This is a genomic window from Pseudomonas sp. CMR5c (genome assembly GCF_003850545.1).
GTDB classification, from domain to species: domain Bacteria; phylum Pseudomonadota; class Gammaproteobacteria; order Pseudomonadales; family Pseudomonadaceae; genus Aquipseudomonas; species Aquipseudomonas piscis.
The window spans coordinates 3,219,515-3,235,494 of record NZ_CP027705.1 but is presented as its reverse complement, the minus strand read 5'-3'; the positions used below and the strand labels follow the sequence as shown (position 1 = coordinate 3,235,494).

Here is a 15,980-nt window from a genome sequence, read left to right as displayed (position 1 = left end):
GCTGATCACTCCTGGGTCAGGGCTGGTTGTTCGGTGGCAGGCCGTTTGGTACGCAGCAACGACAGCAACCAGACGAAGCAGATCGGCACGAACAGCACGCCCAGCAAGGTGGCGCTGAGCATCCCGCCGATCACCCCGGTACCGATGGCGCGCTGGCTGGCCGCACCGGCGCCGGTGGCGATGGCCAGGGGGACCACGCCGAGGATGAAGGCCATGGACGTCATGATGATCGGGCGAAAGCGCAGGCGCGCGGCCTCGATGGCGGCGTCACGCAGGCTGTGGCCCTTCTCCCACAGTTCCTTGGCGAACTCGACGATGAGGATCGCGTTCTTCGCCGACAGGCCGATGATGGTAATCAGGCCGACCTTGAAGTACACGTCGTTGGGCATGCCCACGACCATTACCGCCAGTACCGCACCCACCGCGCCGATCGGTACGATCAGCATCACCGACAGCGGGATCGACCAGCTCTCGTAGAGGGCCACCAGCAACAGGAACACCACCAGGATCGCCAGGGCGAACAAGCCCGATGCCTGGCCGGCAGAGACCTTCTCCTGGTAGGACAGGCCGGTCCACTCGTAGCCGATGCCCTTGGGCAGTTGCGATGCCAGTTGCTCCAGCTCGGCCATGGCCTGGCCGGTGCTGTAGCCTGGACCTGCGTCACCGACGATACGGATCGACGGATAGCCGTTGTAGCGCACCAGTTGTACCGGCCCCTCTTCCCACTTGCTGCTGACGAAGGCGCTGAGCGGCACCTGGTCGCCCTTGTTGTTGGGCACGTACAGCTTGAGCACGCTTTCCGGAGTCATCCGCGCGCCCTGCTCGGCCTGGATCACCACCCGTTGCTGGCGACCGGCGTTGGTGAAGTCGTTGACCACGTCGGAACCAAAAGCCGAGGACAGGGTGGAGCTGATGGTCTCGAAGTTGACGCCTTGGGCCCGGGCTTTTTCGCGGTCGATCACCAGGCGCAACTGCGGCGCCTCGGACAGGCCTTCCATCATCCCGTAGAGGAATTTCGGGTTGCCGTTGACTTGGCCCAGCAGCGTATCCCGTGCCTGCAACAAGGCCTCGCGGCCCAAACCGCCACGGTCCATCAAGCGCAGGGCGAAACCGCCGGAGTTGCCCAGGCCGTCGATAGGTGGTGGCGAGACCGCCATGATGGTGCCGTCGCTCGGCAGTGCGAAATGCTCGTTCAGCGCCGCGACCTCGGCAGCAGCAGACTCTTCCTTGCCGCGTACCGACCAATCCTTGAAAACCGGGAATGCGAGTGCTGCGTTGTCGCCCTGGCCGGAGAAACTGAAGCCGGAGACGAGAAATACCGAGTCCACCGCCTTGCGCGACATCAGGTACTGCTCAAGTTCCTTGCCAGTGGTATCGGTACGCATGCGGCTGGCGCCGGGCGGCAGCTGCACGTCGACGATCATGTAGCCCAGGTCTTCGCTTGGGACGAAGGCTTCCGGCAGGCGCAGGTAGGTGTAGCCCAGCACCGCGACGATACCGGCGTACACCAGCATGAAGCGGCCGGCACGCTTGACCAGCCCGGAACTGAGCACCGAATAGCGCTCGGTGACGCGGGCGAAGCCACGGTTGAAGGCGCCGAAGAAACCGCGCTTCTCGTGATGGCCTTCAGGGATCGGCTTGAGCAGCGTGGCGCACAGGGCCGGGGTGAAGGTCAGGGCCAGGAAGCCGGAGAACAGGATCGAGATCGCCAGGGATACCGAGAACTGCTGGTAGATGACGCCCACCGAACCGCTCATGAACGCCAGCGGCATGAACACCGCGGACAACACCAGAGTGATACCGACGATGGCACCGGACACCTGCTTCATCGCCTTGATCGTCGCTTCGGTCGGGGGCAGGCCCTCCTCGGCCATGATCCGCTCGACGTTCTCCACCACCACGATGGCGTCGTCCACCAGGATGCCGATGGCCAGCACCATGCCGAACATGGTCATCATGTTCACCGAGAAGCCCAGCAGGTACATCACCGCCAGGGTGCCGAGCAGGCACACGGGCACCACGATGGATGGAATCAGGGTATAGCGCACGTTCTGCAGGAACAGGAACATCACCAGGAACACCAGGACCATGGCTTCGATCAGGGTGTGGATCACCTTCTCGATGGCCACGTCGACGAAACGCGAGGTGTCGTAGGGTACGGAGTACTGCATGTCGCTGGGGAAGAACTGCGACAGTTCGGCCAGGCGCTCCTTGACCAACGTCGCGGTCTGGATGGCGTTGGCGCCCGGGGACAGCTGGATCGCGCCACCCACGCCTGGAGTGCCATTCAGGCGCGAGGAGATGTTGTAGCTTTCCTGGCCCACTTCCAGGCGGGCGACATCGGCCAGCTTGACGGTGGAACCATCAGGGTTGGAGCGCAGGACGATCTGTCCGAACTCCTGGGGGTTGTCCAGGGTGCCCTTGACCGCCAGGGTCGCGGTCAGCTCCTGCTCACTGGTACCGGGCGCGCTGCCGAAGGCGCCGGCCGGAACCTGCACGTTCTGTCCACGGATGGCGCTGCTCACGTCTTCGATGGACAGGCCATAACCCACCAGCTTCTGCGGATCGATCCAGACCCGCATCGCCGCTTCGGAAGAGAAGAACTGCAACTTGCCGACGCCGGGCAAGCGACGCAGTTCGTTGTTGATGTTGCGCGCGGCGTAGTCGCCCAGCGCGGTGGTGTCGTTGCGCTCGACCCCTTCCTTGTAGTTCAGGGCGTAGATCAACAGGAAGCCGGCGCTGGTCTGTTCGACCTGCAAGCCCTGGGTGAGCACGGCCTGGGGCATGCGTGCCTCGGCCTTCTTCAAGCGGTTCTGCACGTCGACCTGGGCCAGGTCCGGGTCGGTGCCCGGCTGGAAGGTCACGACGATCTCGGCAGATCCGTTGGAGTTGTTGGTCGACTCGAAGTACAGCAGGTTCTTCGCGCCGTTGAGCGACTCTTCGAGCACGCTGGTGACCGAGTCCACCAATACCTTGGCCGAAGCGCCCGGGTAGGTGGCGGTCACGGTGATTTGCGGTGGCGCAACGCTGGGGTACTGCGCCACCGGCAACTTGGAGATGATCAGCAGGCCGGCCAGGGAGATGAACAGAGCCACCACCCAGGCGAAGTTCGGGCGCTTGATGAAAAAATCGGACATCAAAAAATCCTCGTGTCGTAACCGGGCTTATTGTTTCTGCTCGGTTTCCTGAGCCTGCTTGGGAGTGACCTTGACGCCCGGCTGCACGGCGGCCAGGCCACCGACGATGACCTGGTCACCGGCCTTGAGGCCTTCGATGATCTGCCAGCGCGAACCCTGCATGGTGCCGGTGGTGACCGGACGGGCCTCGGCACGCTCGTCGGCGCCGACCACCATCACGTGGGAGCTGCCGTCGTTGCCACGCTTGACCGCACGCTGCGGGACGAGGATGGCTTGGTTGTCAGTACCTTGCGGGGTCTTGACCCGCACGTACATGCCCGGCAGCAACACGCCATCGGGGTTGGGGAACTTGCCGCGCAAGGTGATCTGGCCGGTGCCCGGATCGACCGCCACGTCGGTGAACTGCAGCGAGCCCTGGCGCTCATAGGGCGTACCCTCGACCCGCAGGGTCAGGGCCTTGCTGTCTCCTGCGGCCAGGCTGCCGGTCTTCAGCGCCTCACGCAGGCGCAGGGCATCGGCGGCGGTCTGGGTGAAGTCGGCGTAGATCGGATCCAGTTGCTGGATGCGCGCCATCAGGGTTGCTTCGCCCTGGCCAACCAGGGCGCCTTCGGTTACCAGCGCACGCCCTACCCGGCCGGAGATCGGCGCGGCGACCGAGGCATAACCCAGGTTCAGGCGCGCGGTTTCCAGGTCGGCCTGGGCCGAACGAGTCGCTGCCTGGGCGCTGTGCAAGTCGGCACTGGCCTTGTCGTAGTCCTGCTGGCTGACCGCTTCGATCTTCACCAGCGGCTCATAGCGCTTGACCCGTGCCTGGGCTTCCTTCATCCCGGCCTGGGCCCGGGCCAGGTCGCCCTCGGCACGGGACACCGCTGCCTTGAGCGGCGCGGGATCGATCTGGAACAACAGATCGCCGGCCTTGACGTCGGCACCTTCCTCGAAGCGCTTCTTCAGCACGATCCCCGCCACCCGTGCCCGCACCTCGGCCACGCGTACCGGTTCGATCCGGCCTGGCAGCTCCGATGTCAGCGCCAGGGTTTCCGGCTTCACCGCGAACACATCCACAGGAAGCACCATCTCCGCGGCGCTCTGCTGCTCGCCCGAGGGGCCACATCCTGCCAGTGCGATGACAACCGCCAATGCACTGACCCTTCCTATTGCACGCAAATCGACCATGGCACACCTGACTATTGATTGAGAATGTCCAGAATGCTACTTTCAAACCCAAAATGAGTCAACAAAGACTCATATGAACTTTTTTGTCTCATATATTGCGGAGCGCTGCGAGCTTTTTTGCACCATGCGCGCATTCGAGGACTCAACCAGGACTTGCGAATGACCCTGACGCCCCATGACGAACGATTCATCAAGGCGCTGGCGGTGGCCATCGTCGACCACCCACGCGGGACACTGAAGGAGCTGGCTGAAGCCGCCGGCACTAGCCGGGCCACGCTGCACCGTTTTTGTGGCACGCGTGACCATCTGCTGGAAATGCTCGAATGGCATGGCAAGGAGGTGTTGCACCAGATCATCGTAGCCTCCCGCCTGCTGGATGCAGATCCATTGGAAGCACTGCACAATTTGATCAGGGAGCATCTCGCCCATCGAGAGCTGCTGACCTTCCTGGTATTTCAATACCGCCCGGATTTCCTCGACCCACAGGCCGATGGCGCCCGGTGGCAGTCCTACATCAACGCGCTGGACGCCTTTTTCCTGGGCGGCCAGCACCAGGGAGCATTCCGCATCGACATCAGCGCATCGGTGTTCACCGAACTGTTCATCACCTTGGTCTACGGCATGGTGGATGCCGAACGCCGCGGACGCGCGGCGAGCTCGAATACCGCCCAGACCCTGGAGCAGATGTTCCTCCACGGCGCCTGCCCCCAGGCCAGAACAGACACCTAGGCCACGCGCCTTCAGGACTTGCCCGATGCCCCAGACCAACCCCGGTGACTTGCCGAACCTGCCGCTCCAAGCCCTGGTCGCTTGCCATGAATGCGACCTGCTGATGCGCCGTGAACCACTGGAACCCGGTGAAAAGAGCTGCTGCCCGCGTTGCGGCTTCGAGCTGGCCGTGCACCGCCATCAATGGCAGCGCCGTTGCTTCGCCCTGGTCCTGACCGCCCTGCTGCTCTACATCCCGGCCAACTTCCTGCCGATCATGCACCTGACCCTCCTGGGCCAGACCCGTAGCGATACCGTCTGGAGCGGTGTGCTCGGGCTGTTCGAAAGCGGTATGCCCGGGGTTGCCGTGCTGGTGCTGCTCAACAGCATGGCCATTCCGTTGCTCAAGCTGCTCTGCCAGTTGCTGGTATTGCTGAGCCTGAGGTTCAAGGTGGCACGCCGCAGCGCCATGCTGCTCTACCGCGGTTATCACCACCTGCGCGAATGGGGCATGCTCGAGGTCTACCTGATCGGGATCCTGGTCTCCATCGTCAAGCTGATCGACATCGCCGACCTGAGCCTCGGCGTCGGCCTGGCCTGTTTCATCGCCCTGTTGCTGACCCAGGTCTGGCTGGAAATGAGCATGTCGCCGCACCAGGTCTGGGAGGCGCTGGACGAGGACGAACGGGCCACACCCGACTGAGCCTTTCCCCAGGGTGTCATCAGAGATGCTTGACCACTTCCCCGATCCCGGTGGCCGGTGGATGCGTATGGCTGGCGCGCGGCACATGGGCATTATCAGTCCCTTCGTTCGGCCTGGATCCAAGGGTGTGGATACCGGCTCCCAGTACCAGCACAGCCATTAGCGAAAGCATGAGTCGACGCATGGAAACCTCCGCCGTCCGGAGGGAAACCGGACGCAGCTTTTTGTTATTAGGTCCTTGCAGTCTGCCTTCGCCCGATAACAAAAAGCTTAGCCTTGCGCGCCATGGAGTTGACATCTCATGCCAGCCATACAGGTTGCTCGAAATGTACTCGAGCGTTCCTGAACCCATGCTGAAATTACCGGTAGCCACAGTCGCTTGAGCATAGCCTGCGACCCGGAACGCGACGGGCAAGCCCCGGACTTTCTTCGCCCCTGCGGCCAGCGCTTCAAGCCGAGGCCTTGGCCTCTTGCCTGATCCAGGCCATGAACGCCTCCACTTCGGGCCGTCGCCAAGCTTGCGCCTGGGTCACCAGGTAATAGGCAAAACGCGCTGGCCAGGGCCTGTCCAGGGCCTGCACCAGGCGCCCGGCGGCAATCTCCTCGCGAGCATATTCCTGGGGCACCAACGCCAGCCCCTGGCCGGCCGCCGCCGCGCGGATCAGCAGGTAGTCATCCTCGAACGCCGTACCACGCTCGGCGCGCAGGTCCGCGGCGACCCCATGGGCCGCCAGCCATAGGGCCCAATCCGCTCGATCGGTATCTTGCAGCAGCGGCCAGGCCAGGCAATCGGCTGGCTCGCGAATGGGCTCGCCAGCAGCCAGCAGCGCGGGCGCCGCGACCGGCAGCAACACCGGCGCCAGCAGGGGTTCCGTTACCAGCCCCGGGTAGTGGCCCAGGCCATGGCGAATGGCGATATCGACCCGGTCACGCTGTAGATCCACCAATGCCGCCGACGCCTCGACCCGCACCTCGATCTCTGGATGCAGGGAAGTGAAGCGCCCCAGTCGTGGTACCAGCCAGGATGCAGCAAAGGACGGCACGGTGCTGATGGTCACGGTGCTCCGGATGCGGTCCGCTTCCAGGGTCCACAAGGCTCCCTGGATCTGCTCGAAAGCCGCCAGCAACTGTGGGTGGACCCTGCTGCCCGCTTCGGTCAGCACCATGCGCTGGTGCCGGCGAATGAACAGCGGCATGCCGACCCGCTCCTCCAGTTGGCGGATCTGCTGGCTGACCGCACCCGAAGTCACCCCCAGGGCCTGGGCGGCATGCTTGATGCTGGCGTGGCGGCCGACTTCGGCAAAGGCGCGCAATGCCAGCAATGGCAGGACTGGATTCATGGTTTAGCTCTTCTAAACAAAGCGGGTAGTTTAAATCGTTTCCTATTCACCTGAGGCAAAAGGAAGATCCCTGGGCAGCTGCATACATAACTTTAGCTCTACTCAACCCGATGGAGATAGCTCGACGATGCTCGATCTGTACACCGACAGCTCACCCAATGGTTTCAAGGTGACCATTGCCCTGCACGAGCTGCAGTTGCCCTACCGCCTGCACCCGGTGAACCTGGACACCGGTGAGCAACACCGTCCGCAGTTCCTCGCCCTCAACCCCCATGGCCGGATCCCGGTGATCCATGACCACGAGACCGGCATCACCCTGTTCGAATCGGCGGCCATCCTGCTCTACCTTGCCGAACGCAGCGGCAGTCTTCTGCCCCAGGACCCGGTCGGGCGCTGGGAAACCATCAAGTGGCTGCAATTCCATGCCTCCAGCGTTGGGCCGATCCTCGGCCAACGAGTGCACTTCGAGCTATTCGCCCAGCAGCAACTGCCCGCGGCCATCGCCCGCTACCGGCGACTGAGCGAGGAGCTGTTCGCGGTGCTCGACGCTCGCCTGGCTGAACACCCCTACCTGGCCGCGGACCAGTATTCGATCGCCGATATCGCCCATTTCGGCTGGACCCATATCGCCCGGATCATCGATTTCGACTTCAGCCAGCACCGCCACCTAAGCGCCTGGCACGACCGAGTGGCGCAACGTCCCGCCGTACGCCTGGGCGTAACCATTCCCGCGCCCGCCAGCGGCGCATGAGCAACAGGAGACAAACAATGCAGAGCACCCTGAACAACGGCGCCCCAGCGACGGCGAATTTTTATGGGCACCCCGGCTACCGGCGCATGTTCGCTCCCGAGCGCTTGACCCTCGGCCTGTTCCTGCCGCTGCGCTTCTACCAGGGCGACATGCAGGTCTTGGCCGGGCAAGCCGACTGGGTCGAGACCATCGACCGTCAGGGTTTTGCCGCCGTCTGGGTACGCGACGTACCGCTGTTCGATCCAACCTTCGGCGATGCCGGGCAACTGTTCGAGCCCTTCGCCTACCTCTCGTTCCTCGCCGCCCGGACCCAGCGAATTGCCCTGGCCACCGGCAGCGCGATCTTCACCCTGCGCCACCCATTGGATTTGGCCAAGTCGGCCGCCAGCCTCGATCGTTTGTCCGGTGGCCGGCTGGTACTGGGCATCGCCTCGGGGGATCGGCCCGTGGAGTTCCCGGCCTACGGCCTGGAACATGCCGAGCGAGGCCAGCGCTTCGCCCAGGCGGTGGAGTACTTTCGCCAAGTCATGGCCGACGGCCCGCAGGCCATCGATTCGCCCCTGGGCCGTTTCGCCGGCGCCGAACTGCTGCCCAAACCCAGCACTGGGGCGATTCCGCTGATCGTCACCAGCTCCTCGGGACAATCGCCAGAGTGGATCGCCCGGCACGCCGATGGCTGGCTGACCTACCCCTTCGCCACCCACACCGCCAGTGGGCCACGACAACTGGCCGAGAAGATCCGTGCCTGGCGCCAGCTGATTCCCGACGGCGGCTTCCGCCCCCACATGACCAACGAATGGCTGGACCTGGTGGACGATCCCGACCATCCGCGTACACCACTCAACGGCGGCTTCGTCTTGCGCACCGGACGCAAGGGCCTTTTGCAGTTGCTGGAGCAATGGCAAGAGGCCGGCGTCAACCACGCCGCGCTGGGCATCCAGTTCTCCCAACGCCCGGTGGCCGAAGTCATCCAGGAACTGGCCGAGGAGGTGCTGCCACATTTCCCCTCCCATCCCGGTCCTCCGGCGCTAGATGCCCGCTGGTAGCGCAGTAGAGGCAAAACGGAGCAACTTCCTGCGAGCCGCAATGGGTGATTCTCGTTGCCATGCGACCAACAAGCGGCAACTTGCAGGCAAGTTCAAAGTTGCTCCGGATGAGCTGCGATGTTCAATACCAGCGACTTTGCTATCAGCCTGACAGCATTTACAGCCTGGGCTACTCAGCTAGTCTTGATTTGCTCATGACCTCAAGCCGAAAAGCCCATGGACACCCTAAGCAAATTCGAAATCGAGGCGGCCCTTGCCCAGCGCTTGCCAAACTGTCGCGTGAACTGCGTGATCAATGCCGACGGCAGCCTCTCGCTGGACATCCTGGCGCCAGGATCGAACCAGTTCACCATTGCCAACATCGACCGCAGCCACTACCACGGGGAATCGGGCATCAATCGACTGGTGCGCGAAATCCTCGAAGAGATGGTGGTTTCCCGGCAGTCTTCGCGCATGTCATGAACCAGCCAACGCCGCCATGGCCGAGCAGAATTCGTTATCTGCAAGAGATCCTGGCCGAGGTCAATGCCCTGGACTGTGAGTCCCTCATCCTGGCGTTGCTGGAACGGGAGCCCCAGCTGGCTGATCAGGGCTGGAGGCGTTCCTGATCCGCGGGGCCGAGTTCGACCCGAGGTCCCGGTTGCGCTCGCTGCGGGTCCTCGCGGCGGACCCGCTGGTCGTCGGTCAAGCCCGGGCCCGGGTCCTGCTCCACCAGGCCGCAGCTAGCGCCAGCAGGGCCCCAGGGACGAGTTAAGCTTCGATCTTTCATTTACGCCTCCTGCACTGGATGCATTGCATTATTCGATACAAGATCCCTCGCCAAGTTTGAAAAGCGCCTGATCGTATTGTTCAAAGTCATTCAGATGATGAGCGGAACATTAGACGAATAACGAACTTGAGCGCCGCTTGCATATATGCGTAAAGACAGACTCGCCCTTGGCTTAAGTGGCTTGTTCTGGCCGATAAACCATTCGTCGCCCCTTACCCAATCATTTCGACCTTTTAAAAACCATCGGCCTCCCAATAAATGCCCGGTTTGATTACGGGCGTAACTTTCCATTAGCAAGAGGTCTTCAACCATGGCTAATACCGGACATCCCAATCCTGGAAACTTTGCCAACGATCGGGAAAAAGCCTCCGAAGCAGGCAGGAAAGGCGGACAGGCCTCGGGCGGCCACAGCACCGGCGACCGGCACAAGGCGTCCGGTGCCGGCAAGCAGGGCAGTCGACGCAGCGGTAGTGGCGGCGGCCGCAGTTGAGCGTCCAACCAGCGGGGCCTTGCACGGCCCCGCCTCTTTTCTCATTCAGGGCCAACAGCACGCGGCTGCAAGATCCGACCTGCACCCACTGAAGCCGAACCGTCCACTGAATCCCTTGCCCAGCGCCCGGCTGTCCAGGCATCCCCCTGGGCAGCCGGTAACTGGCCAGCTACTCGGAGATGCCCATGAAATCCTATCCACGACCACCCTTTCCTTCCCAGCAGCAAGCGGTTCCCGGAGCCCAAGGCGCCATGGAGCCCTACCCCGATTGCGGCGAGCAAAGCTACCAGGGTTCGGGCCGCCTGGCCGGCAAGATCGCCCTGGTCACCGGGGCCGACAGCGGTATCGGCCGGGCGGTGGCCATCGCCTTCGCCCGGGAAGGCGCCGATGTGGCGCTGGCCTACCTAGACGAACACGAAGATGCCCGCGAGACCGCCCGCTGGGTGGAACAGGCCGGACGCGAATACCTGCTGCTGCCGGGCGACCTGGCGGGCAAACAGCAATGTCGCGACATAGTCGCCAAGACCGTGGAGCAGTTCGGGCGCATCGATATCCTGGTGAACAATGCCGCCTACCAGATGACCCACCATGAACTGGCGGACATCACCGATGAAGAATGGGTACGGACCTTCGATATCAACATCACCGCGATGTTTCGCATCTGCCAGGCCGCGGTGCCGCACATGGCACCCGGCAGCTCGATCATCAACACCAGTTCGATCAATTCCGACGCCCCCAAGCCCACCCTGCTGCCCTATGCCACCACCAAGGGCGCCATCGCCAACTTCAGCGCCGGCCTGGCGCAACTGCTGGGAGCCAGTGGCATTCGAGTCAACAGCGTCGCCCCCGGCCCGATCTGGACGCCGCTGATCGTCTCCACCATGCCGCCAGAAGCTGTCACCCACTTCGGCGAGCAGACGCCCCTGGGCCGTCCGGGCCAGCCAGTGGAGGTGGCGCCCATCTATGTCCTGCTGGCGAGCGACGAGGCCAGCTACATCTCCGGCTCGCGGGTGGGCGTCACCGGCGGCAAGCCGATCCTCTAGGAAAACGGCCTGCCGGCGGTGCCTTCTCGAATCTCAAGGGTTTGTGGAGAGCGCTGCTGGAGGCCGCGCCCACGGGCACTGATCAACCGCGTGGCCTGCTGTTTTTTGCCCTGAAGCGATGCTCGAAGGCATCACGGGGATGACGAATCAAGTCGGATAGCGCTACAGCAAATCTCAGGAATAACCCCAGCCTCAAGCAGCGAACGCTTGACTGTTCCGTACGGCGCCTTATCCCTGGATCCTGTAGCGACTGGGCGATATCCCGGCCCATTTGCTGAAAGATCTGGAAAAGCTGTGGCGATCAGCAAAGCCCAGCTTTTCAGCAATCGATTCAATATCGATGCCAGGGTCGCTCAAGAGCAGCCTGGCCATGTAGAACCGCGACCTGGCATGAACTTCGTTGAAAGTCACGCCCTCTTCCTTGAGTCGTCGTTGCAAACTCCGCGGTTCCAAACCCAGCCGCTCACACACATCCAGCAGAGACGTGGCTGGGTGCTGCTTGACCATCACTTCCACGACTTGCTCCAAGCGCCCACGTAGCCCTTGGCGTTGAACCCTCTTCTCTAAAAGAAGCCTGGCCTGAGCGTGCAAGCCCGGGGATGCGCCGCAAAGGGGCTGAAGTAGACAATCGCTAGCCAGAGTCAGTCGATTGAAGGAAGCCGCGAAGATGGGAGCGCTGCCGAATTGCCGAGAATAATGAGTTGCAGACTGTAGGGACTCATGCCTGAAACACAAACTCTTAATATCGCTGAAAGGAGCCACCTGCCTTATCAGCCGCCAAATCACGACGAACACCGTTTCGATGAACCCTGGATTGGCCAGGCGCAAGCCTGACTGCTGCAACTCAGAGAATATGTGAAGTTCGTCACCATGTACTTCAGTCCATATGAGGGTGTCTGGCTGTAACAGAAACGGCAAATAACAAAGAATGGATAACGCTTCCTGCAGCGTAGCGCTAGTTGCCAGGAAAATATCCGCCTCCGGTATACGGTCAAACAGGAAAAGCTCACCCAACACGAATGGAAAATGGTCCTGTAGCGATAGCTTGAGACCTGCCGCATACAAACGACCTAGCGCTTCAGCATCCCAACTACCATCCGAACCGGAACAAGCTGATGCGAAAACACCTATCTCAGCCAGCAAGGCATCCATGTCAAAACCGCATAGGGTGGCCACTTTTGCCAGTCGAGCAATGTCATGGGTATTGAAGGAAGTCATCGCATGCAAATCCGGCCAGTGTTTCCAAATCGTTATGTACAAGCACCGGAGGATCATAGGCAAGCCTATCTAAATCCGCTGCTATGCGACGCACAATAACGCTGCATCGGCTGCAAGCACAAAAACAGCGATCCAGACCCGCCACCAAGCTTGGAAATATACACCGGGAAGCTCAAGCGACCACGCTTGAAAGTCATTCCTGAATGCCATAGCCAGCAAGGTAGGACTATCTGACGCAAGGACCCACAGGCTACCCGCAATAGACTCAGGAGTACCCACTAACAGGATTATCGGGATTGATAAACGCTGACAACGGTTGCCGCAACACCGTCACCAGGTAATAAGTGAATGAATTCAAGAAAGGAAAACCAGCCAATAGACTTGACTGACGCTGACTTGCTCCACATGTAAGTCAGCCACTAGAAATCAGTAGATTCTCGCCGCGACAAAGCGCTTTCCAACATCGCCACTTGTTTTTCCTTAACCTCCAAATCAAAACATCCTACACCCAACTCCCCGCCAGCGCTGCCAATGCATTTATTGCAGTAGCTACACACCGGTGCGTCGGCTATTGGATTATAGACGTGTTGGTAAAAGTATGGATTGGCGATTAACCCACGCCCCATGGAAATAGCAGCAACCTTTCCCGACTTGATAACACTCTCCATTGCCTGCTTGTCGTTAAAGCCACCACAACTAATAACTGGAATATCTAGAACCCTGGTGAAATGCTGCGCCTCGTCGATGTTGAATCCCTGCTTACGTGGATAAAAACGATTGAGAAATGGTTCCATGAACACGCCGACAAGACGCATAAACCAACGTTGCCAGATAGGAAAACTTGCCGCCATCCCGACCGTGACCTGACGCTTCAGAAAGCCTGACCATTGACCAGACAGCGTACTGGGGATTGTTGAAAAATGACCTCGCGTGATTTCAATGGCATCGAGCCCCTCTTCTTCCAATTTTTTTGCCAATTCAAGTTGATGCTCTAGAGCGACTCCACTAGGACGGTCATCACGACCATTCAACTTCGCAATAACAGGAGAGTCGGCTCCTACGCGCTCACGGACTGCCCGATACACTTCCAGGGCCAGCGCCATACGCTTCTCGGCATTTCCACCATAGCGATCTGTGCGACGATTAGTTCCTGGGGTCAAGAACTGGCTGATCAAGTAACCATGCCCCATCTGGATCTGAACACCATCGCAGCCAGATTTCTTGGCTCGCTCTGCTGCATCGGCAAATGACTTTATCAAGCGCGGAAACTCGTCCTCACGCAAGGATCGAGACAGGCTCAACAAGGTAGGATGCAAACGCCCGGTAGAAGTCACCGGCAAATCGGCAATTCCTTCTGCCGGAGTACGCATTTGCGAGCCTCCATGGTTAAGTTGGGCAAACAGCCTGGTTCCATATTGATGACACATATCCGCAAGGATTTTCATTCCAGCAATTTTATCATCATCATCTAATGCCAGTTGCCTACCGCCAGACTTCCCTTGCCAGGAAACAAAAATATTACCGGTAATGATCAGTGGTAACCCGGACTCTGCCATTGGCCGATAGAAGTCCAGAATTCCAGAGGTAACAAATCCTTTGTCACCGGCCAGCGTTTCATGAGTAGCTGTTTTGAAGATACGTCCAGACACTTCCAAAGTCCCAATCGACATTGGCTGCCATAGGACACGAGATACATTCACATCTGGTGTATTTAAAATAGTCACATTCATGATTCGCCCCTGCACAATCAGAAACTGATAATTTAGGTAAAGCGAAGCATCGAGAAAATGACCACAAGCGTCATGTCATGTCAGTAAATGACAAACCAATCCAAAACCTTCGTTTTCGATTGCGCAACTAGACGATCTTTACTAGCCCCATATCTGCAGTGATCTGCGGGATCATCCACAGATCCCGACACCGGAAATTCCTGGTTGGCTTGGTGAGCGCCCTGATCTGATCAAGAGCGCCAGCGGCCAAGCACACGCGGTGCGCTTGGCCCTGATGCTTACGCCACGATCCTCACCGACTTTTTGTGAGTGAAGGTGAGGTAGCTAAAGCGCCCATGGTATTCGCCCATGCCCGAAGCACCGATACCGCCGAAAGGAAGGTACGGGGAGAACGCGTGCAGCAACACGCCATTGACCTGCGCATCGCCCGACTGGATCTGGTCGATAATGCCTTTGGCAAGGTCGATGTCCTTGCCGAATACATACACCGCCAACGGCTTTGGGTGATGCTTGTTGATCAGGCCTACAGCAGTGGGCACCTCATCGTACTCGAGCACCGGCAAGATCGGCCCGAACAGCTCTTGCGCCATCAACGGGTCGTCCCACTGGACATTGTCCACCACCGTGGCACTGAACGAGCGCTTCTCCATGTCGGCCCGGGCACCGACCAGAACCTGGCCACGGGTTTCCTCGATCAAAGCAGCCAAGCGTGCAACCTGGTGCGCGGTCACGATCTTGCCGGTGGAGTCGACCTCTGGCAGCTCGACCTTGACCCGTTCTACCAAGCGTTGCAGCAGGGTGTCTTTGACGCTGCTATGGACATAGAGGTAATCAGGGGCGATGCAGGTTTGGCCGCTGTTGATGAATTTGCCGAACATCAGCTGATCGACCGCCTGGTCGATGTCCGCATCAGGCAGGACGATCAGCGGGCACTTACCCCCAAGCTCCAGCACAACTGGCGTCAAGTGCTCCGCCGCCGCCTTCATTACCACCTTCCCCACGTTTGGACTTCCAGTGAAGAAGATGAAGTCGAAGGGCAGGCTCAACAGATGGGTATTCTCGTCTCGCCCGCCTTGAACGACCGTGACGTATTCAGGGGCGAATGCGGCAGCGATGATGTTCTCGATGACCCGCGATGTCTCGGGCGTGGCCTCCGAGGGTTTGATGATGCAGGTATTGCCGCCCACGATGGCGCCGACCAGAGGCGTCAGGGTGAGGTTCAACGGATAGTTGAACGGGCCGATGATGTAAGTGACGCCGTAAGGCTCCTGGACGATGTAGCACTGCGATGGAGCAATGATGTCCGGAGTCGGAACAAGCTCGGGGACGACCCATTCATCCAGGTTTGCCAGGGCGAAATCAATTTCGTGCAGAACCTCGCCGATTTCGGCCAGGTCCACCACATCCCTGGGTTTACCCAGGTCTTCGGCCAGAGCGAAGTAGAGGGCCTCCTGGTTCTCGACCACCGCGTCGCGGAGCCGTTTCAAGGCCGCCTTTCTAAAACCGACGTCCGCTGTCGCGCGGGTGGCGAAGAAAGCCTTCTGGGCTGAAAAGAGCGAGTCGATCGTCGTCGGGGACAGATAATTCATGGATGTATATCTCTTGGAGTTACAGGTTCGATTGGTAGCGACCGGAGCAAGGGGGCAGCGATCATTTGCCGCTTGAAAACAGCAAGCTGTTGCCGCACTCCCTGCCCAGAAGATGGGTCCCTACCCAAGTCCCCTGAGCGAACACCAGCGATACCTGCCAAGCATGTGTCGCTAGGAGTATGCGGATACTGGTCCGCCCAAAGGCAGGCCCCGTGAGATAAGCGCCGTACATCGCGCCTTGAAACTCACCTGGGGCAGCAGAACCCTCAAAGCAAGAGCCGTT

The 15,980-nt window shown here is 60.4% G+C and carries 13 protein-coding genes and 1 pseudogene; 7 read left to right on the top strand and 7 right to left on the bottom strand.

What is annotated here, in order from left to right; translation table 11 throughout:
* Window positions 1-5: 5 nt before the first annotated feature.
* Together C4K40_RS14970 and C4K40_RS14965 are read right to left on the bottom strand one after the other, a co-directional pair.
* A complete protein-coding gene (locus tag C4K40_RS14970; protein WP_053129744.1) occupies window positions 6-3,137 on the bottom strand; it encodes an efflux RND transporter permease subunit in 3,132 nt (1,043 codons plus the stop codon).
* A gap of 27 nt (window positions 3,138-3,164) precedes the next feature.
* On the bottom strand, window positions 3,165-4,310 hold the full coding sequence (locus tag C4K40_RS14965) for a MexC family multidrug efflux RND transporter periplasmic adaptor subunit (RefSeq protein ID WP_053129741.1): 1,146 nt from the start codon (window positions 4,308-4,310) through the stop codon (window positions 3,165-3,167).
* A 159-nt stretch (window positions 4,311-4,469) separates the two neighbouring features.
* On the opposite strand from C4K40_RS14965, the gene C4K40_RS14960 reads away from it, so the two are divergent.
* Together C4K40_RS14960 and C4K40_RS14955 are read left to right on the top strand one after the other, a co-directional pair.
* The gene (locus C4K40_RS14960; protein ID WP_053129739.1) at window positions 4,470-5,039 is read left to right on the top strand and encodes a TetR/AcrR family transcriptional regulator; all 570 of its coding nucleotides are present in this window, start codon (window positions 4,470-4,472) and stop codon (window positions 5,037-5,039) included.
* A gap of 25 nt (window positions 5,040-5,064) precedes the next feature.
* The gene (locus C4K40_RS14955; RefSeq protein ID WP_053129736.1) at window positions 5,065-5,721 is read left to right on the top strand and encodes a paraquat-inducible protein A; all 657 of its coding nucleotides are present in this window, start codon (window positions 5,065-5,067) and stop codon (window positions 5,719-5,721) included.
* Window positions 5,722-6,170: 449 nt separating this feature from the next.
* Here the strand turns inward: C4K40_RS14955 and gcvA are convergent, their stop codons facing one another.
* On the bottom strand, window positions 6,171-7,061 hold the full coding sequence (gene gcvA / locus C4K40_RS14950) for a transcriptional regulator GcvA (RefSeq protein WP_053129733.1): 891 nt from the start codon (window positions 7,059-7,061) through the stop codon (window positions 6,171-6,173).
* A gap of 127 nt (window positions 7,062-7,188) precedes the next feature.
* On the opposite strand from gcvA, the gene C4K40_RS14945 reads away from it, so the two are divergent.
* The 3 genes from C4K40_RS14945 (at window position 7,189) to C4K40_RS14935 (ending at window position 9,320) form a co-directional block, all read left to right on the top strand.
* Window positions 7,189-7,812: a glutathione S-transferase family protein gene (locus C4K40_RS14945; protein WP_053129730.1), complete on the top strand. Its 624-nt coding sequence runs from the start codon at window positions 7,189-7,191 to the stop codon at window positions 7,810-7,812.
* Between the two features lie 17 nt (window positions 7,813-7,829).
* Window positions 7,830-8,858 carry an LLM class oxidoreductase gene (locus tag C4K40_RS14940; protein WP_053129727.1) on the top strand — a complete coding sequence of 343 codons (1,029 nt, stop codon included), beginning with the start codon at window positions 7,830-7,832 and terminating at the stop codon, window positions 8,856-8,858.
* Window positions 8,859-9,074: 216 nt separating this feature from the next.
* Window positions 9,075-9,320 carry a hypothetical protein gene (locus C4K40_RS14935; protein WP_053129725.1) on the top strand — a complete coding sequence of 82 codons (246 nt, stop codon included), beginning with the start codon at window positions 9,075-9,077 and terminating at the stop codon, window positions 9,318-9,320.
* Window positions 9,321-9,444: 124 nt separating this feature from the next.
* Here the strand turns inward: C4K40_RS14935 and C4K40_RS14930 are convergent, their stop codons facing one another.
* Window positions 9,445-9,627 carry a hypothetical protein gene (locus C4K40_RS14930; protein ID WP_124421315.1) on the bottom strand — a complete coding sequence of 61 codons (183 nt, stop codon included), beginning with the start codon at window positions 9,625-9,627 and terminating at the stop codon, window positions 9,445-9,447.
* 322 nt (window positions 9,628-9,949) lie between these two features.
* Here C4K40_RS14930 and C4K40_RS32225 point away from each other — a divergent pair.
* Window positions 9,950-10,042 (top strand): annotated as a pseudogene (locus C4K40_RS32225) (general stress protein); the annotation flags it as partial.
* 260 nt (window positions 10,043-10,302) lie between these two features.
* Entirely contained in the window at window positions 10,303-11,160 is an 858-nt protein-coding gene (locus C4K40_RS14920; RefSeq protein WP_053129722.1) for an SDR family oxidoreductase, read from the top strand.
* A 228-nt stretch (window positions 11,161-11,388) separates the two neighbouring features.
* Here C4K40_RS14920 and C4K40_RS14915 read toward each other — a convergent pair whose 3' ends face one another.
* From C4K40_RS14915 to mdlD, 3 genes are all read right to left on the bottom strand, one after another.
* Window positions 11,389-12,378, bottom strand: a complete 990-nt coding sequence (locus C4K40_RS14915; protein ID WP_164485021.1) for an AraC family transcriptional regulator — start codon at window positions 12,376-12,378, stop codon at window positions 11,389-11,391.
* A gap of 419 nt (window positions 12,379-12,797) precedes the next feature.
* Complete coding sequence (locus C4K40_RS14910) at window positions 12,798-14,108, bottom strand: NADH:flavin oxidoreductase (RefSeq protein ID WP_256223840.1); 1,311 nt, start codon at window positions 14,106-14,108, stop codon at window positions 12,798-12,800.
* A 278-nt stretch (window positions 14,109-14,386) separates the two neighbouring features.
* Window positions 14,387-15,811 (bottom strand): NAD(P)-dependent benzaldehyde dehydrogenase MdlD, encoded by a 1,425-nt coding sequence (gene mdlD, locus C4K40_RS14905; protein WP_256223934.1) that lies wholly within the window; start codon window positions 15,809-15,811, stop codon window positions 14,387-14,389.
* Window positions 15,812-15,980: the final 169 nt, after the last annotated feature.

Bases quoted from the DNA above. Each gene is read 5' to 3' on its own strand.
- C4K40_RS14970 (WP_053129744.1), bottom strand. From the start codon at position 3,137: ATGTCCGATTTTTTCATCAAGCGCCCGAACTTCGCCTGGGTGGTGGCT.
- C4K40_RS14965 (WP_053129741.1), bottom strand. From the start codon at position 4,310: ATGGTCGATTTGCGTGCAATAGGAAGGGTCAGTGCATTGGCGGTTGTC.
- C4K40_RS14960 (WP_053129739.1), top strand. From the start codon at position 4,470: ATGACCCTGACGCCCCATGACGAACGATTCATCAAGGCGCTGGCGGTG.
- C4K40_RS14955 (WP_053129736.1), top strand. From the start codon at position 5,065: ATGCCCCAGACCAACCCCGGTGACTTGCCGAACCTGCCGCTCCAAGCC.
- gcvA (WP_053129733.1), bottom strand. From the start codon at position 7,061: ATGAATCCAGTCCTGCCATTGCTGGCATTGCGCGCCTTTGCCGAAGTC.
- C4K40_RS14945 (WP_053129730.1), top strand. From the start codon at position 7,189: ATGCTCGATCTGTACACCGACAGCTCACCCAATGGTTTCAAGGTGACC.
- C4K40_RS14940 (WP_053129727.1), top strand. From the start codon at position 7,830: ATGCAGAGCACCCTGAACAACGGCGCCCCAGCGACGGCGAATTTTTAT.
- C4K40_RS14935 (WP_053129725.1), top strand. From the start codon at position 9,075: ATGGACACCCTAAGCAAATTCGAAATCGAGGCGGCCCTTGCCCAGCGC.
- C4K40_RS14930 (WP_124421315.1), bottom strand. From the start codon at position 9,627: ATGAAAGATCGAAGCTTAACTCGTCCCTGGGGCCCTGCTGGCGCTAGC.
- C4K40_RS14920 (WP_053129722.1), top strand. From the start codon at position 10,303: ATGAAATCCTATCCACGACCACCCTTTCCTTCCCAGCAGCAAGCGGTT.
- C4K40_RS14915 (WP_164485021.1), bottom strand. From the start codon at position 12,378: ATGACTTCCTTCAATACCCATGACATTGCTCGACTGGCAAAAGTGGCC.
- C4K40_RS14910 (WP_256223840.1), bottom strand. From the start codon at position 14,108: ATGAATGTGACTATTTTAAATACACCAGATGTGAATGTATCTCGTGTC.